The organism is Pseudomonas sp. KH_046_2, assembly GCF_057838985.1.
Map to the genome: position 1 here is coordinate 2,412,501 of NZ_CM174480.1, position 26,195 is coordinate 2,438,695.

General features: G+C 60.2%; 22 protein-coding genes and 2 rRNA genes (1 of these 24 only partly in view). 14 read left to right on the plus strand and 10 right to left on the minus strand.

The window, feature by feature from the left end; all coding sequences use genetic code 11:
* Both AC3IX1_RS10950 and rrf read left to right on the plus strand, forming a co-directional pair.
* A 23S ribosomal RNA gene (locus AC3IX1_RS10950) occupies positions 1 to 2,484 on the plus strand; it begins 408 nt to the left of the window's first position.
* Positions 2,485 to 2,628: 144 nt separating this feature from the next.
* Positions 2,629 to 2,744: ribosomal RNA gene (gene rrf / locus AC3IX1_RS10955) — 5S ribosomal RNA — on the plus strand.
* A 64-nt stretch (positions 2,745 to 2,808) separates the two neighbouring features.
* On the opposite strand, the gene AC3IX1_RS10960 is transcribed toward rrf, so the two are convergent.
* The 5 genes from AC3IX1_RS10960 to AC3IX1_RS10980 form a co-directional block, all read right to left on the minus strand.
* Entirely contained in the window at positions 2,809 to 3,561 is a 753-nt protein-coding gene (locus AC3IX1_RS10960; protein ID WP_489388716.1) for a bestrophin-like domain, read from the minus strand.
* A gap of 52 nt (positions 3,562 to 3,613) precedes the next feature.
* On the minus strand, positions 3,614 to 4,042 hold the full coding sequence (locus tag AC3IX1_RS10965) for a hypothetical protein (RefSeq protein WP_489388174.1): 429 nt from the start codon (positions 4,040 to 4,042) through the stop codon (positions 3,614 to 3,616).
* A 138-nt stretch (positions 4,043 to 4,180) separates the two neighbouring features.
* Positions 4,181 to 4,594, minus strand: coding sequence for a VOC family protein (locus tag AC3IX1_RS10970; protein ID WP_489388175.1), 414 nt, complete (start codon positions 4,592 to 4,594; stop codon positions 4,181 to 4,183).
* An 89-nt stretch (positions 4,595 to 4,683) separates the two neighbouring features.
* Entirely contained in the window at positions 4,684 to 5,343 is a 660-nt protein-coding gene (locus tag AC3IX1_RS10975) for a TetR/AcrR family transcriptional regulator (protein WP_489388176.1), read from the minus strand.
* Positions 5,330 to 6,181: a 3-hydroxybutyryl-CoA dehydrogenase gene (locus AC3IX1_RS10980; protein WP_489388177.1), complete on the minus strand. Its 852-nt coding sequence runs from the start codon at positions 6,179 to 6,181 to the stop codon at positions 5,330 to 5,332. The genes AC3IX1_RS10975 and AC3IX1_RS10980 overlap by 14 nt, the downstream gene beginning before the upstream one ends.
* 163 nt (positions 6,182 to 6,344) lie before the next feature.
* Here AC3IX1_RS10980 and AC3IX1_RS10985 point away from each other — a divergent pair, with 163 nt between their 5' ends.
* A complete protein-coding gene (locus tag AC3IX1_RS10985) occupies positions 6,345 to 7,397 on the plus strand; it encodes an AraC family transcriptional regulator (RefSeq protein ID WP_489388178.1) in 1,053 nt (350 codons plus the stop codon).
* 74 nt (positions 7,398 to 7,471) lie between these two features.
* Here the strand turns inward: AC3IX1_RS10985 and AC3IX1_RS10990 are convergent, their stop codons facing one another.
* A complete protein-coding gene (locus AC3IX1_RS10990; protein ID WP_489388179.1) occupies positions 7,472 to 8,194 on the minus strand; it encodes a pirin family protein in 723 nt (240 codons plus the stop codon).
* A 344-nt stretch (positions 8,195 to 8,538) separates the two neighbouring features.
* On the opposite strand from AC3IX1_RS10990, the gene AC3IX1_RS10995 reads away from it, so the two are divergent.
* Both AC3IX1_RS10995 and AC3IX1_RS11000 read left to right on the plus strand, forming a co-directional pair.
* Positions 8,539 to 9,489 (plus strand): GlxA family transcriptional regulator, encoded by a 951-nt coding sequence (locus AC3IX1_RS10995; protein WP_489388180.1) that lies wholly within the window; start codon positions 8,539 to 8,541, stop codon positions 9,487 to 9,489.
* Positions 9,490 to 9,640: 151 nt separating this feature from the next.
* Positions 9,641 to 11,125, plus strand: a complete 1,485-nt coding sequence (locus AC3IX1_RS11000; protein WP_489388181.1) for an ATP-binding protein — start codon at positions 9,641 to 9,643, stop codon at positions 11,123 to 11,125.
* On the opposite strand, the gene AC3IX1_RS11005 is transcribed toward AC3IX1_RS11000, so the two are convergent.
* Positions 11,090 to 13,894: an ATP-binding protein gene (locus AC3IX1_RS11005; protein WP_489388182.1), complete on the minus strand. Its 2,805-nt coding sequence runs from the start codon at positions 13,892 to 13,894 to the stop codon at positions 11,090 to 11,092. The two genes, AC3IX1_RS11000 and AC3IX1_RS11005, sit on opposite strands and share 36 nt — an antisense overlap.
* A gap of 282 nt (positions 13,895 to 14,176) precedes the next feature.
* On the opposite strand from AC3IX1_RS11005, the gene AC3IX1_RS11010 reads away from it, so the two are divergent.
* On the plus strand, positions 14,177 to 14,749 hold the full coding sequence (locus AC3IX1_RS11010; RefSeq protein WP_489388183.1) for a flavodoxin family protein: 573 nt from the start codon (positions 14,177 to 14,179) through the stop codon (positions 14,747 to 14,749).
* 36 nt (positions 14,750 to 14,785) lie between these two features.
* Positions 14,786 to 15,610 (plus strand): alpha/beta fold hydrolase, encoded by an 825-nt coding sequence (locus tag AC3IX1_RS11015; protein ID WP_489388184.1) that lies wholly within the window; start codon positions 14,786 to 14,788, stop codon positions 15,608 to 15,610.
* A 9-nt stretch (positions 15,611 to 15,619) separates the two neighbouring features.
* On the opposite strand, the gene AC3IX1_RS11020 is transcribed toward AC3IX1_RS11015, so the two are convergent.
* Positions 15,620 to 16,057, minus strand: a complete 438-nt coding sequence (locus tag AC3IX1_RS11020) for a helix-turn-helix domain-containing protein (RefSeq protein ID WP_489388185.1) — start codon at positions 16,055 to 16,057, stop codon at positions 15,620 to 15,622.
* A gap of 158 nt (positions 16,058 to 16,215) precedes the next feature.
* Between AC3IX1_RS11020 and AC3IX1_RS11025 the strand changes: the two genes are divergently transcribed.
* Positions 16,216 to 17,133: a LysR family transcriptional regulator gene (locus AC3IX1_RS11025; RefSeq protein ID WP_489388186.1), complete on the plus strand. Its 918-nt coding sequence runs from the start codon at positions 16,216 to 16,218 to the stop codon at positions 17,131 to 17,133.
* A 111-nt stretch (positions 17,134 to 17,244) separates the two neighbouring features.
* Here the strand turns inward: AC3IX1_RS11025 and AC3IX1_RS11030 are convergent, their stop codons facing one another.
* Entirely contained in the window at positions 17,245 to 18,549 is a 1,305-nt protein-coding gene (locus AC3IX1_RS11030) for an IS4 family transposase (RefSeq protein WP_489385590.1), read from the minus strand.
* 1,029 nt (positions 18,550 to 19,578) lie between these two features.
* Between AC3IX1_RS11030 and AC3IX1_RS11035 the strand changes: the two genes are divergently transcribed.
* The 5 genes from AC3IX1_RS11035 (at position 19,579) to ycaC (ending at position 23,593) form a co-directional block, all read left to right on the plus strand.
* Positions 19,579 to 19,845: a DUF6124 family protein gene (locus AC3IX1_RS11035; protein WP_489388187.1), complete on the plus strand. Its 267-nt coding sequence runs from the start codon at positions 19,579 to 19,581 to the stop codon at positions 19,843 to 19,845.
* Positions 19,846 to 20,041: 196 nt separating this feature from the next.
* Positions 20,042 to 20,458: a DoxX family protein gene (locus AC3IX1_RS11040; RefSeq protein WP_489388188.1), complete on the plus strand. Its 417-nt coding sequence runs from the start codon at positions 20,042 to 20,044 to the stop codon at positions 20,456 to 20,458.
* Complete coding sequence (locus AC3IX1_RS11045; protein WP_489388189.1) at positions 20,451 to 21,059, plus strand: antibiotic biosynthesis monooxygenase; 609 nt, start codon at positions 20,451 to 20,453, stop codon at positions 21,057 to 21,059. The genes AC3IX1_RS11040 and AC3IX1_RS11045 overlap by 8 nt, the downstream gene beginning before the upstream one ends.
* A complete protein-coding gene (locus AC3IX1_RS11050; RefSeq protein WP_489388190.1) occupies positions 21,059 to 22,897 on the plus strand; it encodes an amidohydrolase in 1,839 nt (612 codons plus the stop codon). Before AC3IX1_RS11045 ends, AC3IX1_RS11050 begins: the two co-directional genes overlap by 1 nt.
* A 69-nt stretch (positions 22,898 to 22,966) precedes the next feature.
* Positions 22,967 to 23,593: an isochorismate family cysteine hydrolase YcaC gene (gene ycaC, locus AC3IX1_RS11055; protein WP_095942850.1), complete on the plus strand. Its 627-nt coding sequence runs from the start codon at positions 22,967 to 22,969 to the stop codon at positions 23,591 to 23,593.
* 117 nt (positions 23,594 to 23,710) lie between these two features.
* On the opposite strand, the gene AC3IX1_RS11060 is transcribed toward ycaC, so the two are convergent.
* Positions 23,711 to 25,138: a mechanosensitive ion channel domain-containing protein gene (locus AC3IX1_RS11060; protein ID WP_489388191.1), complete on the minus strand. Its 1,428-nt coding sequence runs from the start codon at positions 25,136 to 25,138 to the stop codon at positions 23,711 to 23,713.
* Positions 25,139 to 25,283: 145 nt separating this feature from the next.
* On the opposite strand from AC3IX1_RS11060, the gene AC3IX1_RS11065 reads away from it, so the two are divergent.
* Complete coding sequence (locus tag AC3IX1_RS11065) at positions 25,284 to 26,180, plus strand: LysR family transcriptional regulator (RefSeq protein ID WP_223440920.1); 897 nt, start codon at positions 25,284 to 25,286, stop codon at positions 26,178 to 26,180.
* Positions 26,181 to 26,195 lie beyond the last annotated feature (15 nt).

Genomic DNA, 26,195 nt, shown 5'->3' on the forward strand with positions numbered 1-26,195 from the left:
CTCCAAGGCTAAATACTACTGACTGACCGATAGTGAACTAGTACCGTGAGGGAAAGGCGAAAAGAACCCCGGAGAGGGGAGTGAAATAGATCCTGAAACCGTATGCGTACAAGCAGTGGGAGCCCACTTTGTTGGGTGACTGCGTACCTTTTGTATAATGGGTCAGCGACTTATTTTCAGTGGCGAGCTTAACCGAATAGGGGAGGCGTAGCGAAAGCGAGTCTTAATAGGGCGTCTAGTCGCTGGGAATAGACCCGAAACCGGGCGATCTATCCATGGGCAGGTTGAAGGTTGGGTAACACTAACTGGAGGACCGAACCGACTACCGTTGAAAAGTTAGCGGATGACCTGTGGATCGGAGTGAAAGGCTAATCAAGCTCGGAGATAGCTGGTTCTCCTCGAAAGCTATTTAGGTAGCGCCTCATGTATCACTGTAGGGGGTAGAGCACTGTTTCGGCTAGGGGGTCATCCCGACTTACCAAACCGATGCAAACTCCGAATACCTACAAGTGCCGAGCATGGGAGACACACGGCGGGTGCTAACGTCCGTCGTGAAAAGGGAAACAACCCAGACCGTCAGCTAAGGTCCCAAAGTTATGGTTAAGTGGGAAACGATGTGGGAAGGCTTAGACAGCTAGGAGGTTGGCTTAGAAGCAGCCACCCTTTAAAGAAAGCGTAATAGCTCACTAGTCGAGTCGGCCTGCGCGGAAGATGTAACGGGGCTCAAACCATACACCGAAGCTACGGGTATCACTTAGGTGATGCGGTAGAGGAGCGTTCTGTAAGCCTGTGAAGGTGAGTTGAGAAGCTTGCTGGAGGTATCAGAAGTGCGAATGCTGACATGAGTAACGACAATGGGTGTGAAAAACACCCACGCCGAAAGACCAAGGTTTCCTGCGCAACGTTAATCGACGCAGGGTTAGTCGGTCCCTAAGGCGAGGCTGAAAAGCGTAGTCGATGGAAAACAGGTTAATATTCCTGTACTTCTGGTTATTGCGATGGAGGGACGGAGAAGGCTAGGCCAGCTTGGCGTTGGTTGTCCAAGTTTAAGGTGGTAGGCTGGAATCTTAGGTAAATCCGGGATTTCAAGGCCGAGAGCTGATGACGAGTGTTCTTTTAGAACACGAAGTGGTTGATGCCATGCTTCCAAGAAAAGCTTCTAAGCTTCAGGTAACCAGGAACCGTACCCCAAACCGACACAGGTGGTTGGGTAGAGAATACCAAGGCGCTTGAGAGAACTCGGGTGAAGGAACTAGGCAAAATGGCACCGTAACTTCGGGAGAAGGTGCGCCGGTGAGGGTGAAGCACTTGCTGCGTAAGCCCACGCCGGTCGAAGATACCAGGCCGCTGCGACTGTTTATTAAAAACACAGCACTCTGCAAACACGAAAGTGGACGTATAGGGTGTGACGCCTGCCCGGTGCCGGAAGGTTAATTGATGGGGTTAGCTAACGCGAAGCTCTTGATCGAAGCCCCGGTAAACGGCGGCCGTAACTATAACGGTCCTAAGGTAGCGAAATTCCTTGTCGGGTAAGTTCCGACCTGCACGAATGGCGTAACGATGGCGGCGCTGTCTCCACCCGAGACTCAGTGAAATTGAAATCGCTGTGAAGATGCAGTGTATCCGCGGCTAGACGGAAAGACCCCGTGAACCTTTACTATAGCTTTGCACTGGACTTTGAATTTGCTTGTGTAGGATAGGTGGGAGGCTTTGAAGCGTGGACGCCAGTTCGCGTGGAGCCAACCTTGAAATACCACCCTGGCAACTTTGAGGTTCTAACTCAGGTCCGTTATCCGGATCGAGGACAGTGTATGGTGGGTAGTTTGACTGGGGCGGTCTCCTCCTAAAGAGTAACGGAGGAGTACGAAGGTGCGCTCAGACCGGTCGGAAATCGGTCGTAGAGTATAAAGGCAAAAGCGCGCTTGACTGCGAGACAGACACGTCGAGCAGGTACGAAAGTAGGTCTTAGTGATCCGGTGGTTCTGTATGGAAGGGCCATCGCTCAACGGATAAAAGGTACTCCGGGGATAACAGGCTGATACCGCCCAAGAGTTCATATCGACGGCGGTGTTTGGCACCTCGATGTCGGCTCATCACATCCTGGGGCTGAAGCCGGTCCCAAGGGTATGGCTGTTCGCCATTTAAAGTGGTACGCGAGCTGGGTTTAGAACGTCGTGAGACAGTTCGGTCCCTATCTGCCGTGGACGTTTGAGATTTGAGAGGGGCTGCTCCTAGTACGAGAGGACCGGAGTGGACGAACCTCTGGTGTTCCGGTTGTCACGCCAGTGGCATTGCCGGGTAGCTATGTTCGGAAAAGATAACCGCTGAAAGCATCTAAGCGGGAAACTTGCCTCAAGATGAGATCTCACTGGGACCTTGAGTCCCCTGAAGGGCCGTCGAAGACTACGACGTTGATAGGTTGGGTGTGTAAGCGCTGTGAGGCGTTGAGCTAACCAATACTAATTGCCCGTGAGGCTTGACCATATAACACCCAAGCAATTTGCGTCGAAAGGCCAGATTGCGGTGTGTGAAGACGCAATGAACCGAAAGTTCGAAAAACACACAAATCTATTACATACCCAATTTGCTGAAGCGAGGCCATCTGGTCACGACTCAGTACCCGAATTTCTTGACGACCATAGAGCGTTGGAACCACCTGATCCCATCCCGAACTCAGCAGTGAAACGATGCATCGCCGATGGTAGTGTGGGGTTTCCCCATGTGAGAGTAGGTCATCGTCAAGATTAAATTCCGAAACCCCAATTGCGAAAGCAGTTGGGGTTTTGTTTTTGTCCGCAGGAAATGAAATTACTGCCCCAACCGCTTCAGCGTGTGCTCCAACGGCTCCAGCGACACACAGATAAAACCATCAAGCGGTCGATTGAGCTCTTCCACCAGCAGGATTGTCGCTGCCGTCGACAGGGCGCACATCAACAACACGACGACAATGGTGCCGTTGCGTGCTGCGAAGAGGCCGAACGAGCCGAAAATGATCGCCAGCCACGACACCAGGATCACCAGCATCACCGGCGGGATCGATTGATTGGCTTGCAGCAGGGTCAGCCAGCGGGTGGCAAAAACCGTGTCCATGTCTTGCAATGCCGCGGCCTTGAATGAGCGCTGATCATCGTTGCCCGGCGACAGTGATTCGACCTGGCGTTGCAGACCTTCAGAACGGTGGATGACTTCGGGGCTATCGAGTGTTGCGATCTGACGGTGATCGCGAGAGGCGAGTACTTTCGTGACTTCGGCGTAGTTGTGCTTGAGCTCGGTGCGGATGCCCTGGGTGTCGGTGCCGTAACGGGCCAGCAAGCGATCGAATTGAACCACTTTCGCCGCCGCACCCTCCAGTTCGGCATTGGCCGTATCGAATGTGCCTTTGGCAGAGGAAACGAGCAGGCCGAGGACCAGCGCCGACATCGTTGCAATGAGGCCGGTGGCCAGCTTCACCACCGCCACGGAGTCGTCGCTCAGATGATGGCTCGGTAATCGCTCTCTCACGTATGAGCCCAGTAGTGCACTGCCGAACAGGCAGGCGAAGACGAAGAGGGCGATCACCACATCGTTCAAATTCAACCTCCGTTGTCGATGTCTTCGGAATGTTGGGGGGAGGCTATCGGTACTTGATCACGATGCCTTTGAGCTTGCGCCCCTCGATGGTCCTCACGTCGCGAGCCCACAGCGGCCCGCTGGCATAGGCACCTACCGCCTGAATGTGGTCATACACGACCACCACCGCATCGCCGCCGAGCTTGGCGGATTCCTCCCGCAGCTTCTGTTCGACTTCGGTAATCGGCGGGGCAGGGTCGACGCTGGCGTCGATCAGCACCTCACCCAGACGCACATGCGGACGCACAGGCTCGGAGCGCAGCACGACAACCTCGTCCGGCGATGTCGGAGCCGGATGTTCTACGCCGACATAGGCGGTGGTCTGTGCATCGACAGTGGCGCAGCCATTGAGGGTCAGCAGACTGGTGATCAGTCCACCTGTCAGTAGCAAGCATTTGATACGGGTGGACCAGGACAAGTCATGAGCCGGCATAGTGGTTTTCCTCCTCAGGTCCGCTGCTATCCATATGGCTAGTTGACGGTAGCAGACAGGCCGGGAGTTGCCAGAACGCCCAACCTTTTCAGGTTGGGCTTTTTTGTGCCTTCAATACTGTCGATCGACTAAGGACTTTCACTGATCCTTTTCGCAGTTGACCATCCACGACACGCCAAAACGGTCGACCAGCATGCCGAAGCGTGCTGCCCAGAATGTCCTCTCCAATGGCATCTGCACATTGCCACCCTCTGCCAGTGCCTTGAAGACCCGTTCGGCCTCGGCAATGCTGTCGACGTTGAGTGAAATCGAACAGGCACTCATTTTATCCACGGGGCGATCCGGTGTGGTGTCCGACCCCATGATTGCCTGATCACCCACGATCAGACGGGTATGGATGATCAGGTTGTGCAGATCCGTGGGGACATGCTCGGCGGCCGGCGTTTCGCCGAAGGTCATCATGGCTTCGATCTGGCCTTGCAGGCACTTCTCATAGAAGGTGAAGGCAGCTTTGCAGTCGCCGTTGAAGATAACGTAGGGATTGATTTTCATGGTCGGCTCCAGGGGCTCGAGTACATACAACGGTTTGGACGCCGGTTTTTTCGGCGAATTCCGATTGTGTCGAGCCAACAAGCAAAGCGCTAAATCTTTGTCGAAGCTTGTGTTTCTTTAGATGTTTTTTCGATAAGACGCGCGAGGCTTATCGCCTCCGGCACACGCCGTGGCGCCAGCACACGTTCGATGGCGCCGCTGACCATGCTTTCCAGCAGCTCATCACGTTCCTGTTCGTCCAGTGCATGGGGCGTCAGCCAGCTGGGAGCGCTGTTGAGCAGGGCACCGATGGCATGCCCGGCGGCCAGCAGGCCTTGCTCGCTGAAACGCGACTTCGCGCCCAGCATTTTCAGCAGCGTGCGTTCGTATTGCTCGCGCAATTGCCGGACCCGCGCCTGTTGCTCCTCGTTCAGGCAACCGCTGTCGCGCTCCACCAGGCGGAAATGCCAGGGCATCTCCCGATGCAGATTCAGATGAGCGCGGATCAGGCTGTTGAGTTTGTCGCGCTTGCCCGGGGCTTTTTGCTGGATACGTCCCAGGGTGGCCAGCAATTCCTCGTAGAACTCCTCGATCAGGTCGAGCAGCAGATGCTGTTTGCTCGGGTAATGGTGATACAGCGAGCCTGGGGACAGCCCCAGGCACGTCGCGAGCTCACGCATGCCGACCTGGCCGAACCCCTTGCAGGCAAACAGCTCCAGGACCTTGTCCCGGTACTCGGCAAAGCGCGAGCAACGCTCAGGCATAGGCATGGAAGCCGCGCCCCGTTTTGCGTCCCAGGTAACCGGCGGCGACCATTTCCTTGAGCAGCGGTGCCGGGCGATATTTGCTGTCGTTGAAGCCGTCATAGAAGGCTTCGAGGATCGACAACAGGGTGTCCAGGCCAATCAGGTCCGCCAGGGCCAACGGGCCGATAGGCTGATTGCAGCCCAGGCGCATGCCGGCGTCGATGTCTTCGGCGCTGGCCAGGCCTTCCTGGAACACCAGGATCGCTTCGTTGATCATCGGCACCAGGATCCGGTTGACCACAAAGCCCGGACGGTTACCCGCAGTGATCGCGGTTTTGCCGAGGGTGGTCGCCATGTCCAGCGCCAGTTGGTGGGTCGCGTCACTGGTTTGCAGGCCGCGGATGACTTCGATCAGGCCCATCACCGGCACCGGATTGAAGAAGTGCAGACCGATGAAGCGCTCAGGCTGGCTGACACTGGCGGCGAGTTGGGTGATCGACAGTGACGAGGTATTGGAGGCAATGACGCATCCGCTGCCGACCTGCGCGGCGATCTGTTGCAGCACACGCAGTTTCAGGTCGAGATTTTCAGTGGCCGCTTCGATGACCAGTTGCGCGTCACCCAGGACGCTGTAATCGGTGCTGGTGCGGATATTGTCGAGGGTCGCCTGTTTCTGCTCCACCGTCAGGGTTTGCTTGGCGATCTGCCGGTCCAGGTTCTTGCCGACCGTTGCGACGGCTTTTTGCAAAGCGCTTTCGGAAATGTCGAGCAAGGTCACGTTGAAACCGGCCATGGCACAGACTTGTGCGATGCCGTTGCCCATGGTGCCCGCACCGATTACCCCGATGTTTTGCAGATTCATCTTCCCATCCTTCGATCAAACCCTGCGATACCTTGGCCGCGACGGCGGCCGAAGGCGTACTATTGCCGCGAGTCTAGAGCCGGCAGGGCGGTTGTCCTATGCCAAAACTGTTCAACGGCACTGATGTTTTTTGCCATTCGGGTGATGAGAGAGAAGCGAACCAATGCGGGAAAAGGACTCGGTTGCCGCCTATTTCGTGCAGGCAATGATCCATGGGCTGAGGGATGATCCGCAGCGCGTGACGGCCGTGCTCGAACAGGCGGGCATTGATCCGGCGGTCATGCACCAACCCACGGCGCGGGTGCCGGCCAACGCGTTTGCGGCGTTGTGGCTGATCCAGATCCGCGAGCTCGACGATGAATTCTTCGGACTCGACTCCCATGGCATGCCGCCGGGCAGTTTCGCCCTGATTTGCCGTGCCCTGATTCAGGAGCCCGATCTGCACAAGGCCATGCGTCAGTGCCTGGCCAACTTCGGTTTGTTCTTGCGCGACTTTCGCGGCACGCTGGCGGTGCGTGGCAAGCGTGCGGTCATCAGCCTGGAAACCCGTTCGACGGACAACGATGCCAGCCGGTTTGGTGAAGAAACCTTCCTGGTACTGATGATCAGTCTGCTGTGCTGGCTGGCCGGGCGGCGCATTCCCATTGACCGCGCGGACTTCCGCCATTCGCGCCTGTCGCTGGGTGACGACCGCCTGCTTTGGGGCCCCAACCTGACCTTTGGTGCCGAGCGCACCGAAATCGAATTTGCCAGCCACTACTTGCGCCTGCCCGTGGCCCAGGACCTGGCGTCGTTGAAAGTGTTTCTGCGTACCGCGCCGCAATGGCTGGTGATCCGCTTCCGTAACCAGCACGGTTTGGCATCCCAGGTTCACCAGCGCTTGCGCGGCAGTCATTACAGTGAGTGGCCGACCTTGCAGGCCTTTGCCCTGGAACAGCACCTGAGCCCCAGCACCTTCCGCCGCAAACTGGAGCGTGAAGGCTGTTCCTATCAGGAGATCAAGGACGAAGTACGCCGTGGCGTGGCCTTTGAGCAATTGCGTCAGAGCGATGCGAGCATCAGCGATATCGCCGAGCAACTGGGGTTCCAGGAACCCAGCGCCTTCCATCGGGCGTTCAAGAAGTGGACCGGGGAAAGCCCCGGGCGCTATAGGGCCCGTTATCAGGGGGAGCAGGGCGCAGAGGTTGCCAACCTTGAGGAATCCTGCGAGCCCTGAGCCATCGGCAGGCAGCGTCCGGCGCTCAGCATTGGTTGAGGCACGAGCCACTCATGATGTCGAGAGATTGACGTTTATGGCATTTCCGGCAGTTCCTGAGGGCGCAGGTCGAAGACCAATACTTCAGCATCCACGCCATTGCTCAAGGTCAGCACCTGTTCATCACGAACCCGAACACCGTCGCCTTCCTGCAACAACACACCGTTGAGTTCAACGCTGCCCCGGGCCACGTGCACATAGGCGTAGCGGTTGGCGGCGAGCTCCAGGGTGGCGCTTTCCTTGCCGTCGATCAGGCCGGCATACACCCGTGCATCCTGACGCACCTTGAGTGAACCCTTGACGCCGTCCGGCGAGATGATCAGTTGCAGGCGCCCGCGTTTCTTCTGGGGGCTGAAATGCTCTTGCTGATAACGCGGTTTGGCACCGCTGACGTCGGGCACGATCCAGATCTGCAGAAAGTGCACCGGCCGGCTGTTTGAGTGGTTGAACTCACTGTGGGCCACGCCGCTGCCTGCGCTCATCAGTTGCACGTCACCGGGGCGGATCACCGAACCGGTGCCCAGGGTGTCCTTGTGTTCCAGGGCACCTTCAAGCACATAGGAGAAAATCTCCATGTCGCGGTGCGGGTGCTGGCCGAAGCCTTTGCCGGCGGCGACGCGGTCGTCGTTGATCACCAACAGGTCAGAAAAACCCTGCTCTTTCGGGTTGCGATAGTTGGCGAAGGAAAAGGTATGGAACGACTTCAACCAGCCGTGATTGGCCAGGCCACGATCCGAGGCTTTGCGAAGAGTCAGCATGATGAAATCTCCTGTGGGGACGTGAATTCGTCCGAGTGAGGAGAAGGTTAATGGTTACTGGTTGGTGCAATAAGTAGATGGAAATTGAAATACTGTCTCGATCAAGTTGACAGTTTCTGAAAGTGAATCAGCTATTTTTTCCGACGTCTGGCTTGTGTTTGGCCATAATGCACTGCATTCCCTGATGCCGGGCGCAGACCCTGTGGGAGCGAGCCTGCTCGCGAAGGCGTAGTGTCAGTCGCTATCAACGTTGGCTGATACACCGCTTTCGCGAGCAGGCTCGCTCCCACAAGGGCCCGGTGTTTGGCGGACCGACCTATCTTGATCCCAGTGAATTCCAATCCATGAAAACCGTGGCAATGGTGCTGTTTCCCGACTTTCTCCTGCTCGACATGGCTGGGCCCATGGAAGTGTTTTCCATCGCCAATCGATATCTGAAACCCGACGATCACTACGTGCTGTCGACCATCGGCACCGAGCACGGCGCACTGCGCGCGTCCAATGGCGTGAGCGTGCACGCCGACCGGCACATCGATCAGGCCTGCGAGGGTTTTGACTTGTTGCTGGTGCCCGGTGGCCCCGGTGCCTACAACGAAAGGCATCCGCCATTGCTCGACTGGCTCCGGCACAACGTCAGCCGGTCCGCCGTTTATGGCTCGATCTGCACCGGGGCGTTCGTGTTGGGCCATGCCGGTTTGCTCGACGGCTATCGCGTCACCACCCACTGGCATTACACCGAGCGGCTGATCAAGGGCTTTGCGAAGGCGACCGTCGAGACCGATCAGATCTTTGTCCAGGACCGCAACCTGATCACGTCCGGTGGCGTCACGGCCGGGATCGACCTGGCCTTGTCGGTGGTGGCCCAGGACCACGGCAAGAAAGTCGCTCAGGACGTGGCCAAGGTGTTGCTGGTGGTCATGAAACGCCAGGGCGGGCAGGCGCAGTTCAGCCCGTTGATGGCAGCGGTGGCCCCTCACGAAACGCCGATTACCCGGGTGCAGAACCATGTGCTTGAACATCTCGATGAAACCTACAGCATCGAGCGCATGGCCGGTCTGGCCACCATGAGCCCGCGCCATTTCGCCAGGGTGTTCGCCCGGGAAGTGAGCATGACGCCGATGGAATTTCTGCAAAACGCGCGCATCGATTGCGCCAGGAACCTGCTGGAAACCACCGAGTTGCCGCTCAAGACCGTTGCGTTCAAAAGCGGCTTCGGCAGCGTGCGGCACATGCGTTTTCTGTTCAGTGAAAAGCTTGGCCTGACCCCGACCCAATACCGCGAGCAGTTCAGCTAGCGCGCGTGTCCGTCATGCGCACCGCAATGGCCGTGACGCTCCCCCCGTGGCAGTTGTTCCGTCACCGAGGCCTGTCAAGATACTGCTGAACTCATTGCAAGGACGGTGCGGAGCCTGGGCTGGAAGCCAGGCTTGCAGCGAGTGACAGCCCATGAACAGCCTCAGGGACATAAACAGCGAAGCGGTGCTGCAATTCGGGCCCTACGCTTTCCACCTCAGTCAGCGACTGGTGCTGGAGGGTGATCGACCGCTGCGCCTGGGCGGCCGCGCCCTTGATGTGTTGCAGGTGCTGGTCGAGCACGCAGGTTCGGTGGTCAGCAAGGAAGAGTTGATTGCGCAGGTCTGGCCGCGCTCCGTGGTCGAAGAGATCAACCTGCGCGTACACATTGCCGCCCTGCGCCGCGCTTTGGGTGACGGCCAGAACGGCCAGTGCTACATCGTCAACATTCCCCAGCGCGGCTACAGTTTTGTCGCCCCGGTACAGCATTCGCCGCAGCCCGTAGCGTTCCCGAGCGAGACCTTGAAAAAGCCCCTGCACAACTTGCCGGCGCGGCTCACGCCGATCACCGGGCGCGATGCGATTGTCGGCAGCCTGGTGCGGCAGTTGCCGGTACGGCGATTCATGACCCTGGTCGGCCCGTGCGGGATCGGCAAGACCACCGTGGCGTTGCGCGTGGCCGAACTGTTGTTGCAGCACTATCGGCACGGCGTGTGGCTGGTGGACCTGGCGGCGATCGATGACCCGGCGCAAGTGACCGATCACCTCACACGAACCCTTGGGCTGGAGGTCGGCACCACGCTGGAGGCGCTGGCGCAACGGCATGCCTTGTTGGTTCTGGACAACTGCGAACACCTGCTCGAACGCTGCCAGACGTTGATCGAAACGCTGCTGGCTTCGCTGCCCCGCCTGTCGATCCTCGCCACCAGCCGCGAGCCCCTCAAGGCGTCGGGCGAAACCGTATTGCGTCTGCCACCGCTGGCGGTGCCGCCCGTAGCAGCGCTGCGCAGTGTCGCCGAGGTCATGGGCTATTCGGCGGTGCAGTTGTTCGTCAGCCGTGCCCGAACTCGTCAGCAAGGGTTCACCTTGCGCGAGCAAGACCTCAAGACCGTACGGGAAATCTGCCGGCGCCTCGACGGCCTGCCGCTGGCGATTGAATTGGCGGCGGCGCAAATCGATGCGCTGGCGCTGGTGGGGTTGCAAGCGCAACTCGATAACTGTTTTCAGTTGCTGTCCCAAGGCCGCCGCACGGCCGTGCCCCGGCACCAGACGCTCAAGGCTGCGCTGGACTGGAGCTACGAACGGTTGAGTCCGCTGGAACAATCCGTGTTGCAGCAGCTGGCGGTGTTCAAGATGGCCTTTACCCAGGACGCAGCGATCGGCGTGATCAGCTGCGACGCGTTGCCGGTCGCCGAGCTGATCGAGGTGCTGGACAACCTCACACTCAAGTCACTGCTGTCCCAGGAGCAGGGCGGCGGTGTGACCCGCTACCGCTTCCTCAACACCACCCGCACCTATGCCCTGGGAAAACTCGAACTCAGTGGTGATTTGCGCGCCCTCGAAATTCGCTATGCCGGTTACGTCAGTCAGACGCACCGGCCTTCAGGCGGGCAGGTGGCATTGCAACTCGTCGAGTAGCCGGCGAACGGTCATCAAGTCTGGCGTGGCGAAACCTTCTGTGTAGCGCAGGTAGATCGGGGCCAGCAATTGATGCGCCCGTTGGGGATCGCCCTGACGTTGCCACAGTTGCGCCAGCGAGGTGGCGCTGCGCAATTCCCAGGCCAGCGCACCCTGAGTCCTGGCCACGTTGAGTGCGTTGAGCAGCACGGTTTCTGCCATCGCGGCTTTGACCGGGCAATCGGTCGCCAGCAATGTCGTGGCCCTGGCCCGCAGAATCTCCGCCGTGCTCCAGTCCGAAACACCGCTTTGCGCACGTTCGAGCAAATCATCGTCGACACAGGTTGAATCCAGCGTGACCATGATGTCCTTGATCAAACCGACGCATTGTCGACCGATTGGCTGCACATCGGTGCCGCCTATCACCCGCGCGTAGTGTTGCGCCCAGTCATGGAACAGCAGCACCGAGTGCTTCTGCGCTTGTTGCAGCAGCAGGCGCAGGAGTTCGCGGGCGCTGCGAGTGTCGCCGTTGTAGTGGGCGATCAGGCAGCCGGCGAGCGCCAGGGTGTAGCAGATCGACGTGCCGTGGTTGATCTGCAACGCGATGTCCAGCGCCTGCCGGGCTGTGCGCCAGGCTTGTTCCGGTTGGCCTTGCAGCCAGAGGATGCGCGCGTGGATGGTCAGCGCCGCGACGCTCTGGTCGTATTGCACGCCAAAGCCATGGGTGAAACGGTTGAGATGACCGCTATGGGCCATGCGTTGCAGCACCTGTTCGGCATGCGCCCCAGCCTGTTGTTGGTTGCCGGAGAAGTGCAGGGCGAGCACCCGCAATCGATGCATGCTCAGGGACATCAGGGCGTCGTCATGCAGCCCCAGTCGATCGAATTGCCGACTCTGTTCCAGGGCCATCTGGTATTGGCCGCGGCTGAGATTGACCGCCAGGTGCCCGGAAATCGCCCGCAGCTGACCGGCCACATCGTTGAGTCGGCTGGCCAGGGCTCTGGCGCTGACAAAGGCTCCAACGGTTTCGGCGGTACCTCCTTGAGCGTGGTAACAGGCACTGCCCAGGGCCAGCTTGAGGGCCATCTTCAAACGCGGGCAAGGTTCGGCAGACTGCTCGAGCAAGGCCAGCGCCTTGCGCACATAACCGCCGTGTTCCTTGAGCAGTGACAGCTCCTGCCACAGGGGAGTGGATATCGCGGCCAGGCGTATCGCCAGTGCCTGCGGCCCTTGCGCGTGCAAACCCCAATCGAGGGCCGCGCGGATGTCCTCCAGGGCCCGGCCATAGCGTTCGAGCCACAAGCCGGTCGGGGTTTTCTCCCAGTCGTCCTGCGCCTGTTGCATCAGCGCCAGGCAACGCTCGGCATGCCGTTCCCGCGTGCCGGGCAGGTCGGTGGTTTGCCCGAGTTTTTCCAGGGCGTAGCTGCGGGTGGTATCGAGCAGGCGGTAGTAAACATCCTCGTCACCCACCTCCACGTTCAATAGGGACTTGGCGACCAGTTGGGTGATCGAACCGAATACCTCGCGGGGTTCGATGTGTTCGCCGACAATCACCGCCGCTGCCGACTCCAGGGTGAAGCCGCCGCGAAACACACTCAGTCGGCGCATGCAGGTCTTTTCGCACACGTTGAGCAGCTCGAAGCTCCAGTCCAGTGTCGCGCGTAGGGTCTGATGGCGTGCCAGGGGTGTCTGGCAGGGCTGGGTCAACACCCGGAAGCTGCTTTGCAACTGCGCCAGCAAGCCGGGCAATCCGAAGTTGCCCACCTGCGCCGCCGCCAGCTCGATGGCCAGTGGAATGCCGTCCAGTCGGTGGCAAATGTCTATCAGCAGCGGCAGTTCATCATTGGTCAGTTCAAAGTTGTCATGGCTGGCCATGGCCCGCTCGACAAACAGTTGCAGGGCGGAAAAGGTCATGGCCTGGGCGCGGTCGAGGACGGCGATGGGCGGCGGACAGTCGAGTGATTCCAGGCGCTGGACGAATTCCCCTTCGGCCCGCAGGCTCTCGCGGCTGGTGGCGAGAATATGCATGTGCGGCGCACTGCGCAGAATGTTTTCGCAGAGCTGGGCGATGGCGTCGACCAGGTGTTCGCAATTGTCGATGACCAACAACATTTGCCTGTCGCGCAAACAATCGGCAAGACCGCTCAGGGGCTGGTCGTCGTGCAGGGCCAGTTCGAGCAATGTCGCCAGGTGGCCGTCGATCATCAGCGGGCAATTGATCGGGGCCAGGTCCAGCAGGCGAATGCCGTCCCGGTAGCGACCGATCATTTGTTCGGCGACCCGCAAGGCCACTGTGGTCTTGCCGATGCCGCCGGGGCCGACGAGGGTGATGAAGCGCTGGCGGGGCAGTTGCTCCATCAGGTTGTCGACCAGCGTCTGCCGGCCGATCATGCGTGTGCGACGCACCGGCAGGTTATGCGGGCTTGGTGCGCACGTGGTGGGCACTGGCGCTTGCTCGGCCTGTTCCAGTGAATGCGGTGCGACGAAGCTGTACCCGCGCTGGGCCACGGTGACGATGTAGCGCTGGCCGGCCTGGCCGTCGCCGAGTGCCTTGCGCAACGCGGCCATGTGCACCCGCAGGTTGATGTCTTCGACCACGCTGTTGGGCCAGACCCGGGCGATCAGTTGCTGCTTGCTGACCACGTTGCCGGCGTGCTCAAGCAGGATCAACAGGATGTCCATGGCGCGCCGACCCAGGCGCAAAGGCTGGTCGGCCTCCATCACCAGGCGTTGGCCGGGGTAGACCCGGTAGGGGCCGAAATGCACAGCCTGTTCGGGGGAAGGGGTCAACGAGTCGCTCCTGCTGCATCCGTCTAGTACGCGGTTTCCGAGCATATTCCTCAGGTTTTTTACGCAGCGCAATGCGCCGTCCGGGTGACTGATGGGGCAGGCATTGACTCTAGCGTATCGGCCAGCGGCTGTCGGTCCCGAAAACATTGGGTGCGACAGATGGACAGGACTTGCCGGGGCTTTTTGCGCGCCAAGGAAAATTAACAACGTTTAACTCGTCCTGCTTCCGCTCTGTGTCCAAAACTCTCTTGCAAGGGGTTCACCAATCGCAAGGACAGAGCAATGAGCAACGTGGTGGTCTATCACAGTGGCTACGGGCACACCCTGGTCATGGCCGAAGCCGTGGCCGCGGGCGTGGAACGGCACCTGGGCAGCACCTGCCAGTTGATCCCGGTCGAGGAAGTGGACGAGCACTGGGCGCGGCTGCACAACGCCGACGCCATCATCTTCGGCGCGCCGACCTACATGGGCAGCGCCTCGGCGGCCTTCAAGGCTTTCATGGAGGCCACGGCGACCTTCTACCTGACCCAGCCCTGGCGCGACAAACTCGCGGCGGGCTTCACCAATTCCGGCTGCCTGTGCGGCGACAAGCTCAACACCTTGCTGCAGATGGCGGTGTTCGCCGCGCAGCACTCGATGATCTGGGTCGGCCTCGACCTGCTGCCGGCACGCTCCAGCACCGGCGCGTTCAACGGCCAACTCAATCGTTTGGGCAGCTCACTGGGCGCCATGGCCCAGTCGAATGTCGAGCAATCCCCCGACGATGCCCCTCCGCCCGAGGATCGCTGCACCGCCGCGCACCTGGGCGAGCGAGTGGCGCGCCTGGCCGATCGCATGAGCCTGATACCGGTTTGATTCACCCCCCCAACCCTCGTTAAGGAGGCATCACCCATGAGCACCTTTACTACCCGCGACGGCGTCGAGATTTACTACAAGGACTGGGGCACCGGTCAGCCGGTTGTCTTCAGTCACGGCTGGCCGCTGAACGCCGACAGCTGGGAATCGCAGATGATCTTCCTGGCCTCCAAGGGCTACCGGGTCATCGCCCACGACCGTCGCGGTCATGGGCGCTCCAGCCAGCCGTGGTCGGGCAATGACATGGACCATTACGCCGACGATCTGGCGCAGTTGATCGAACTGCTCGATCTGCAAAACGCCGTGCTGTTCGGCTTCTCCACCGGCGGTGGCGAGGTGGCGCGTTACATCGGTCGCCACGGCACCGGGCGCGTGGCCAAGGCCGGGCTGATTTCCGCGGTGCCGCCGCTGATGCTCAAGACCGAAGCCAACCCCGGCGGCCTGCCGCTGGAAGTATTCGATGGCATTCGCCAGGCCTCGCTGGCCGACCGCTCGCAGCTGTACATCGACCTCGCCAGCGGCCCGTTCTTCGGCTTCAACAAACCCGACGCGAAACCGTCCCAGGGCATGATCGACTGGTTCTGGATGCAGGGCATGATGGCCGGCCACAAGAACGCCTATGACTGCATCAAGGCATTCTCGGAAACCGACTTCACCGAAGACTTGAAGAAGTTCGACGTGCCGACCCTGGTGGTGCATGGCGACGCGGATCAGGTCGTGCCGTACGAAGCGGCGGGTATCTCCTCCGCCAGGCTGGTGAAGGGCTCGACCCTGAAGATTTACCCGGGCGCCCCGCACGGTTTGACGGACACCCACAAGGATCAGCTCAATGCTGACCTGTTGGCGTTCTTGAAAGGTTAAAAAGCCAGATCAAAAGATCGCTGGCGAAGCCTGCGATCTTTTGCTTTTAAGGCCATGCACCACCTGACAGCGCCAGGCAAACGGATTGATGCCTTCACTGCGGGTGAAGATATGGCAGAAATGCGCCTGATCGCAGAAGCCGCATTCGAGGCTGATCTGTGTGAGGCTCAGGTTGGTGTACTGAATCAATTGCTTGGCCAGGGCAATGCGCTGCTGGCGAATCCAGTCCTGTGGCGAGAGGCCGGTGCTGCACTTGAACGCCCGCGAGAAGTGACTGCGCGACAGGGCGCAGGCCTGTGCCAGCTCGGTGACTTCCAGGCTATCGCCCAGACGCTCGAGGATCAGTTGTTTGACCAGTTTTTCTCGCTGCGGGCTGAGGCCGCCGGTGCTTTTCTTTGACTCCGGCGTGAATGACGCGGGAGCGGCATTTTGCTGAACGTGAGCCATAGCGAATGTCCGTGTCGGTAGGCTTCATTCTTGGACCCGAAGGCTCTGGCTTGCGAGTTAATCGTTGTTAATTCCTCGTACATCGCGGGAAGTCTTGAGTAAAGTCAGACACAATCCTCATCCCCGCGCCTGGCCGAACACACAAGGGAACCGTGCCTATGAACCGTAACGATCTGCGTCGCGTCGACATGAACCTGCTGGTGATTTTCGAAGCCCTGATGTTCGAAAAGAACCTGACCCGCGTCGCCGAGAAACTGTTCATGGGCCAACCGGCGGTGAGTGCCGCGCTGGGGCGATTGCGCGATCTGTTCGACGATCCCTTGCTGCTGCGCAACGGTCGCGGCATGGAACCGACGGCGCGGGCGCTGGCGATTCTCAAGGAGTTGCAACCGGCGATGGACACCATTTCCGGCGCGGTCAGCCGGGCCAAGGAATTCGATCCGGCGACCAGTTGCGATGTGTTTCGTATCGGGCTGTCGGACGATGCCGAGTTCGGTTTGTTTCCGCCGTTGCTGCGTCAGTTGCAAGAGGAAGCACCGGGCATCGTCGTGGTCGTGCGGCGGGCCAATTACCTGTTGATGCCGACGCTGCTGGCGTCGGGGGAAATCTCGGTGGGCGTGAGTTACACCACGGATCTGCCGGCCAATGCCAAGCGCAAGAAGCTGCGCGATATTCCCTGCAAGGTGCTGCGTGGCGACACCCGGCCGGGGGTGCTGACCCTGGATGAGTACTGTGAGCGGCCCCATGCGATGGTGTCGTTCTCGGGGGACTTGAGCGGCAATATCGATCTGGATCTGGCGAAGGTCGGGCGTAGTCGTCGTGTGGTGCTGGGGGTGCCGCAGTTCAGTGGGTTGCGGGCGTTGCTCGCCGGGACCGAGATGATTGCCACCGTGCCGGATTATGCGGCGTGTGCGTTGGTCGAGGGGTGTGGTTTGCGGGCCGAGGATCCGCCGTTCGAGATTGAGGCGGCGCAGTTGTCGATGGCCTGGAGCGGGGTGCATGACAATGATCCGGCGGAGCGGTGGTTGCGGTCGCGGATCGGTCAGTTCATGTCTTTGGCTTTGGATGTTTCTTAGGTTTTCTTTGACCTTGGCGGCCTCTGGGCCGACCAGGTTCTTGGTTGATTGAGTACATATCCGTTTCTGCGGTAACGGCCGCTTATGGTTCCGCTCTTACAGCCAGCCCTTTCAAGGTGTTTTCCCTTTATGGGCCTTAAGCACCCGATCGGTCGACACATGAGCATGCGCAGCTTTGCCGTCCAGCCACTCCTTGGGTTTGGCGATTTTGGGACCGCGTATGCTTTTGGCCACTTGCTTGGGCTTGATATTCCTGGCCAGCGCCAACAGTCGCATTGCCAGCGTTTCCAGGGTCGTTTGAAGGGGCAGGTAATCTGAGGGTAACGCGATCTGCATGCCCTCGTAACCGCTACGCACTTGCACGGTCAGATGGAAGATCGAAGCCTCCCAACCTTCAGGCAATGTCTCGCGATGAGCCTGTTCCACGCTACGTTTGAGCACTGCCAGGACGTTGTAGGCCAAGATCGCCGAAGCAAAACCCAGCAAGGCCGCCCGGGGAGCGCCAAGGCTTTCGATTTCACTGTCCAGCACCGATTCCAGGCGTTGGAACATCCCTTCGATACTCCAGCGACGACGATATAAATCGGCGATTTGCACGGCGCTGATGGTGTCGGGCAAGTTGCTCCAGAACCACATCACGCAGTCGCCTGATTCGGTAGGTGTTTGCAGGGTCAGTTCAACTCGGCGCCAGCGATGACCACCTTTGAGTTCGATGATTTGCTCGCGCACCGTGCCGGATTCAACCGCCACAGGTTCTTGCCAGCTGCCTTCCTCCATCAACCGTGGATGTTTGCTTGGCTGGCGAATAATGAACGAAGCCTGCGTTTCCTCGCAGGCTTGCATGACGGGCAGCGTGCAATACAGCCGATCGGCCATCCACAGCTGACCCTTAGTAGCGCGGGCCAACAACGGCAGCACGCTGACGCGTTCACTCGCGTAGGCATCCTCGCAAGGTTGCAAGTCGACGATCTGATCCAGGTCCGGGTCGTAGACCACGACTGAAAACCCTGGCCGGGCCGCACCTCGTTCCCGGCGCAAAGCCCCCAAGCGTTTTTCGGTAGAAGGCAGGTGGTTACCGTCGACAATGCGCAATTGCCAGCCAGGCAAAATGGCGGGACAACCCAACTCCTCTATCGTCGGGGTCAGGCGCTCAGCGCTCCCTGTGACCAACGCCCGCAGCAATGCAGGCTCTGTGCGACTGACCTTGTCATAGAGCGCCGCCAAGGTAACCGGTAGGTCATCCATCTGGCGGGCAGCGGCATGCAAGGAAGGGCGCAAACCCAATGAAACAAGGGACATCAGTTCAACGATGGTCGAAAACAAAAGCTCACGCGGGTATTGGCGTTGACGGTGTTCTTCGAACACCTGATCAACCCATTCGGCAGGAACAGCCTGCTCCAGTATCAACTTGGTCATGACACTGGCCGGTGTCTTTTTTTCAAACCGTGCTAGAACTTCTGCCCACATCGTTTTCGTCACCCTGACTGGAGTTTTGGGGGAGTTTAAACGAAGACCTTGAAAGGGCTGGCCCTTACGGCGAGTCACTTTTTTTACAAGCGCCTAAAAAAAGTAACCCAAAAAACGCTCGCCCCGAACGTACGGCCCCTCGCTAAGGCTCGGGGTTCCTTCGCTGCGGCATTCATCCGGGGGCATTGCCCTCCGGTCGGCTTCGCTTCGACCTACATGCAATGAGTTCGACTGCGTCGAACGGCGCTGCGCGCCAATCCCCGGATGAACACCTCCGCTCAGCCTTCCGAGGGGGCGGGTGGATAAAGATCAAGAGCTGCAGGCGAGCTAACACTCGGCCTGTTGAGTGGTGAAGAGCGAAGGTGTACGCCGAACTGCCTTTGCTCTTCTGTAGGAGCGGGCTTGCCCGCGATGACGGCCTGATAGCCGACCAATTACTTGCAGATGTACTCAGCACCTGTGGGAGCGGGCTTGCCCGCGATGGCGGCCTGCCAGCCGATCAATATCTTTCGAAAGTACCCAGCCCAACTGTAGGAGCGAGCCTGCTCGCGATAGCGGTGGATCAGTCAACACCAGTGCCGAATGTAATGCCGCCATCGCGAGCAAGCTCGCTCCCACAGGAATATGCAGTGTTCTGACATGCCTGTTCAAAAGCCGTCAGCCTCTATTCCTGAAAGCCACACCGCCTTGCGTCGTTGCCTACAACTACGCCAGAATCCGCCGGCTTGTGCGTCTTGGCCCTGATCTCTAACGTTCTGCGCGTCGCTGCCCATTCAGCGATCGGGTTTAGCAGCTCGGTAAATTTCAAGGCTCGCCAGTGTCACCTCAAGATCATTTCGGTCTGCAATTTGGTGGCTGTGCGTGGGGCACTTCGGTGCGCCGGGTTCCTTGATCCCTGGTCTGCTAACCCGCGTACAGCCGCCACCCAGTTCGTTTAGCAGCGACTTGTGGCGGCTCCATTGATCAAGGAGCTTGACCATGTGCAAACCCACCCCCAATCCCCCAAAAGATCCGGCTCTACCGCGCAACCCCAGCACGATGTTTGTCATCGCCCTCGACATCAAAACCGAAACGCTATTGGCCCACGCCTGCGAATCCCTGGCCTCGGCCAGCATCATGGCCAGTGACCTAGCGGGGTTTCTGCAAAGCCCTCATCGCAATGCGCTGCTGGGGATTGCGCAGATCATCATGTTGGGTGAGCTGGCGGTGAATCGGGCGCTGGATAATCTCGACCCGCAAGGCTAACCGAGTAGCAGCCAGCAACAAGTAACCCTGTGGGAGCGAGCAAGCTCGCTCCCACAGGGTTCTATGTCGTTTGGTCGATCTCGGTCTTCCCGCAAACAGAGCACGTACATTCAATTTTTCCTCCCCCCGTCCCGGCACTATCGAATCCAGTCCCGGCGCATCGACGCCGGTGGTTTTTCATTTGTGCGGGTAGGCCATGGACGCTTCGCGACGCGATGATCGGGTGCAAGACTGGGGGCTGCTGTTCCTGCGGGTCAGCGGCGGGTTGTTCCTGTTGTGGGTGCACGGTTTACCCAAGCTGTTTCACTACAGCGCCGAGTTGCAAAACATCGAAGACCCTTTCCACCTTGGCGCGAACCTGACGCTGCTGCTGGCGATTTTCGCCGAGGTGGTGTGCCCGCTGCTGATCGTCGCCGGGTTGCTGGCGCGTCTGGCGTGTTTGCCTATTCTGTTTTTGCTGTGGGTGTCGATGTTGGTCGTGCACCCGCAGTGGACGTTCTTCGAAGGCCAGTTCGGCTGGCTGTTGTTGATCGTGTTCACCAGCCTTTTCATCGCCGGGCCGGGACGGCTGGCGCTCAATGTCCGTTTCGCCGGAGCCTTGCGTTATGTCTGATTCCAATCGCCGTGAGCCGGCAAGTCCCGGGCCTGATGAGGTGGTGACCCTGGTCGTCAAGCACCGGGTCAAGGCCGGTTTCGAAGTGCCTTATGAAGCCTGGTTGCGCAACATCGTCAAGGTGGCCGCGCAGAACGTCGGGCACCTGGGTGTGGACGTGGTGCGCGGCAAGAACGCCGGCCTCGATACTTACACCAGTGTGCTGCGCTTTTGCTCGACCGAGGCAATGCAGCGCTGGCTCGATTCGCCGCAGCGTCAGGAACTGGTCGACGAAGCCGCGCCGATGCTGGCCGATGGCGATCAGACCGAGGTCAATCCGGTCAACGAGTTCTGGTTCTCGCCCCAGGCCGAAGCCGGTACGCCACCGCCGCGCTGGAAGCAGGCCGTGGTGACGCTGCTGGTGATCCTGCCGCACACCTTGCTGGTGCCGCTGCTCTGGGGGCCGCTGCTACGGCTCAACGCATTTCTTTCCAATTACGTGGTGGCCACGTTCCTGATCACCCTGACCATCGTGCTGTCGGTGGTTTACATCTTCATGCCCATGGCGACGCGCCTGTTCGCGCCCTGGCTGTCTCCCTCAACATTGCACGAGGAACCGTGATGAACGCCGATCTGATTCTGTTCAATGGTCAATTCCATACCGTTGACCGCGAAAAACCGCTCGCCAGCGCCGTGGCGATCAGCGACGGGCGTTTTGTCGCGGTCGGCAGCGATGCTCAAGCCATGGCCCTGCGTGGCTCGAACACCCAGGTGATCGACCTCAAGGGACGCTGCGTGATCCCCGGGCTCAACGACTCGCACTTGCACCTGATCCGTGGCGGCTTGAACTACAACCTCGAATTGCGTTGGGAAGGCGTGCCGTCACTGGCCGATGCCTTGCGCATGCTCAAGGAGCAGGCCGACCGTACGCCGACGCCGCAGTGGGTGCGGGTGGTCGGTGGCTGGAACGAATTCCAGTTCGCCGAAAAGCGCATGCCGACCCTGGCGGAGCTCAATCAGGCAGCGCCGGACACGCCGGTGTTCGTGCTGCACCTGTACGACCGCGCCTTGCTCAACCGCGCCGCGTTGCGCGTCGCCGGTTACACCCGCGACACGCCGAACCCGCCGGGTGGCGAGATCGTGCGTGACGCCAATGGCGAGCCGACCGGCATGCTGGTGGCGCGGCCCAACGCGATGATTCTGTACTCGACCCTGGCCAAGGGGCCGAAGCTGCCGCTGGAGTATCAGGTCAACTCGACCCGTCAGTTCATGCGCGAACTCAATCGCCTGGGTCTGACCAGTGCCATCGATGCCGGCGGCGGTTTCCAGAATTACCCGGACGATTACCAGGTGATCGAACAGTTGGCGAAGGACGAGCAACTGACCGTGCGCATCGCCTACAACCTGTTCACCCAGAAGCCCAGGGAAGAGTTGACCGACTTCAAGAACTGGACCGGCAGCGTGAAGCTGCACCAGGGCGACGATTTCCTGCGGCACAACGGCGCCGGTGAAATGCTGGTGTTCTCGGCAGCGGATTTCGAAGACTTCCTCGAACCGCGCCCGGACCTGCCGCAAACCATGGAAGCCGAACTGGAGCCGGTGGTGCGCCACCTCGTCGAGCAACGCTGGCCGTTCCGTTTGCACGCCACCTACAACGAATCCATCAGCCGCATGCTCGACGTGTTCGAGAAGGTCAACCGCGACATTCCGTTCAACGGCTTGCCGTGGTTCTTCGACCATGCCGAAACCATCACCCCGCAGAACATCGAGCGGGTGAGGGCGCTGGGCGGCGGCATCGCGATTCAGGATCGCATGGCGTTCCAGGGTGAGTACTTCGTCGAGCGTTACGGCGCCAAAGCGGCTGAAGCCACGCCGCCGATCAAACGCATGCTGGCCGAGGGCGTACCGGTGGGCGCCGGTACCGACGCGACGCGGGTGTCGAGCTACAACCCGTGGACCTCGCTGTACTGGATGGTCAGCGGCCGCACCGTAGGCGGCATGGAGTTGCACGCCGAAGGCCTTTCACGCCTGACTGCGCTGGAGCTGTTCACCCACGGCAGCGCCTGGTTCTCGTCGGAGCAAGGCAAGAAGGGCCAGATCAAGGTCGGGCAACTGGCCGACGTCGCGGCCCTCAGCGCGGATTTCTTCAGCGTCGATGAAGAGGCGATCAAGTGGATCGAGTCGGTGTTGACCGTGGTCGGCGGCAAGGTGGTGTACGGCGCCGGTGACTTCGAGAAGCTCGGTCCGGCCAGCGTGCCGGTGCTGCCGGACTGGTCGCCGGTGGTGAAGGTGCCGGGCCACTGGCGCCCGACGTCGCCGATGCAGGCCCAGGTTCACCATTGCAGCGGCCCGTGCGCGGTGCATTCCCACAGTCATGAACGGGCGCGTCTGTCGAACGCGCCGGTCAGCGATTTCGCCGGTTTCTGGGGCGCCTTTGGCTGCTCGTGTTTTGCCTTCTGACTCTTTTAAAAAAGCGCCGGCCCAACAGGTCGGCGCTGACTGCAACAACCATCCATCTAGGAGTTTCCAATGAGCAACGTTCCGTACAAACGCCTGAACAAAGACGATGCCGTGGTATTGCTGGTCGACCACCAGACCGGCCTGATCTCGCTGGTACAGGATTTCTCGCCCAACGAGTTCAAGAACAACGTGCTGGCGCTGGGCGACATCGCCAAGTTCTTCAAGCTGCCGACCATCCTCACCACCAGTTTCGACAGCGGTCCGAACGGCCCGATCGTGCCGGAGCTCAAGGCGCAGTTCCCGGACGCGCCGTTCATTGCACGCCCGGGCCAGATCAACGCCTGGGACAACGAAGACTTCGTCAAGGCAATCAAGGCCACCGGTCGCAAGCAACTGATCATCGCCGGTGTGGTGACCGACGTGTGCGTGGCGTTCCCGACCCTGTCGGCCATTGCCGAGGGCTTTGAGGTGTTTGTGGTGACCGACGCTTCCGGCACCTTCAACACCACCGTGCAACAAGCGGCCTGGGCACGCATGTCGGCCGCCGGTGCGCACCTGCTGAACTGGTTCTCCGTGGCCTGCGAGCTGCAAGGCGACTGGCGCAACGACATGGAAGGCCTGGCCAACCTGCTGTCCGAGCGCCTGCCGAACTATCGCAACCTGATCAACAGCTACACCAAGTTCACCGCCAAGTAAGATCTGACCTTGTGGGAGCGAGCCTGCTCGCGAAGAGGGAGTATCAGTGACATTGATGTCGTCTGACACACCGCCTTCGCGAGCAGGCTCGCTCCCACAGTTTTTGCACAGTCCATTTCAGCGACTCTGCAACCAACTCAAAAACCCACCTTTCCTGACCACCACCGGCTTGGCCATCAACGCCATCCGGCTGTTCTGCTGGCGCACCGCCTGCAGCTTGTTCAACGCCCGGTCGACTTCCCGTCGTTGCGTCATGCAACTGCGGGTCAGGGATTTGTCGAGGCGGTAGATGATGCTTGAGGTCATGGCTGTGAACCGTGCCTGGGACGGGGTGTCGGCGAGGATGCTCTGTTCGCCCATGACTTCGCTCGGCCCCATGCGCCCGGCTTCGATCTGCGTGTTGCCGTCGGGGATGGTGGCGCTGACCACGCCGGTGGCGATGACGAACAGGCTGTCCGGTACTTCCTCCAGATCCAGCACCACCTCACCGGCCGCGTATTGCTGCGCCACCATGTTCTGGGCCAGGCGATCACGTTCCTCGGCGCTCAGGGAACGGAAGATTTTCACTTCATCGAGCAAGGCCCGTGCGCGTGTCGACGGCTCGATCACGCCATCGGGTTGCCGGGAAATGCCTGCCGCTTCGAGGTGCCGATGGGCCAGGTCGAACAGTTGATTGCGCACTTCACCTTTTTTGGCCAAATCGGCGATGAAGCCGCTGGCCACGTACTCGGACATGGTTTCGCCGGCTTCCTTGAGCACGGCTTTCGGCGCCGGATCGAGCAGCAGGCTGCTGCTGCCCTGAAGGGTGCGGTCCAGGGCATCGAGTACCCGACGCGGGCGGATGTGGTTGGGCACCTGAATGCTGATCGACACGCCGTGCATATTGAACGGGCGGCTGAGGTTGACGATCTTTGCCTTGGCGGCCACCGAGTTCGGCACCACCGCCGTGCTGCCGGCGCTGGTCAGCAGGTGGGTGGCACGCCAGTCGATGTCCAGCACCTTGCCTTCAATACCGTCGATGGAAACCCGGTCATCGACCTGGTACGGCTTGGTGGTGTTGAGCACGATGCCGGAGAACACGTCGCTCAAGGTGCTTTGCAATGCCAGGCCCACCACGATGGCGACGACGCCGGAGGTCGCCAGCAAACCTTTCACCGGCAACTCCAGCACGTAGCCGGCGGCGGCCACCACGGCTATCAGGAACACCAGTGCGCCGATGACATCCTGCAACAGCCGGCCGCTGTGGCCGATACGCCGCATCAGGGCCAGGCCGATCACTTCGGTGAGCACCCGCGCGGCGTACAGCCACCAGAGAATCCCCAGCGCCGTGGCCCCGAGCTGCGCCACGCGATCATCGGCAAACAACGGCGCCTGCAACGGGCTGACGCCGGCGTTGATGAGCACCGCGCTGAACAGCACAAACAGCGCCAGGCGCACACCGACCCGGCTCACCCGATGCTTGAATGGCGCGAGGTGCCAGAGCAGGGCGTCGATGGCCAGCAGCAGGGTGCTCAGGGAAAGCAAATGCTCAAGGAGCAAGGACATGGGGAAACTCCATTTAAATGCTTGCGGCAAACAGATCGCAGATCCTTCGGGGAAGGTGATTTCAGTGCGGTGAACGAAGATTAATGGTGTGCCAGGCAGGGAAAAAGCGGCTATAAAGTGTTTGACTGTCCACCGGGAAGTGACAATGAACCCCTTCGAAGATATGCGTATTTTTTGCCAGGTGATGGACTCCGGCAGCTTCACGGCCGCCGCCGATCAACTGGGGTTGTCCAAGCAGTTTGTCAGCCGCCGCTTGATGCAACTCGAAGAGCGTCTGGGTGTGCGCTTGCTCAATCGCTCGACCCGGCGCCTGGACGTCACGCCGCTGGGGCAGAGCTATTACGAGTCAGCCTTGCGCCTGCTCAGCGAAGTCGAGCAAGTGGAGCAGGGCATCGCCGGCCAGACCACCGAGCCACGGGGGACCATTCGGGTGAGTGCGCCGCTGTCGTTCGCACTGGCGCATCTGGGCTGCCTGTTGCCGGTGTTTTTGCAGCGCTATCGCGACGTGACGGTGGAGATGGATTTGAGCGATCGGCCCGTGGATTTGCTCGGTGAGGGCTACGACCTGGCGCTGCGCATCGGCACACTGGAAGACTCGACACTGATAGCCCGACGCATTGCCTCCATTGAGCGGGTGTACTGCGCAAGCCCGGCGTACCTGACCGAGCGCGGCACACCGCTCAAGCCAGAGGACTTGCACGGTCACGACTGCCTGCCATACGGCCATGGTCGACAGGTGCAATGGCGGTTTGCGGGGCAGGGCAAGCCATTGAGCGTCAATGTCAGCGGGCGGATGCGGGTCAACAACGGTGAACTGCTCAAGGATGCGGCGATCGCCGGGCTGGGGATTACGTATCTGCCGACGTTCATTGTCGGCTCGGCGTTGAAGGATGGACGGCTGGTGGAGGTGCTGGAGGATTTGCGGCCGGAGCCGCTGACGTTGTCGGCGGTCTACCCGCAACACCGGCAGAGTTCGCGGCCGGTGCAGGCGCTGGTTGAGTTTTTGCGCGAGGAACTGGATCAGTCTGAGGGTGGGTTGTAGAGCGGCGGATAGCCT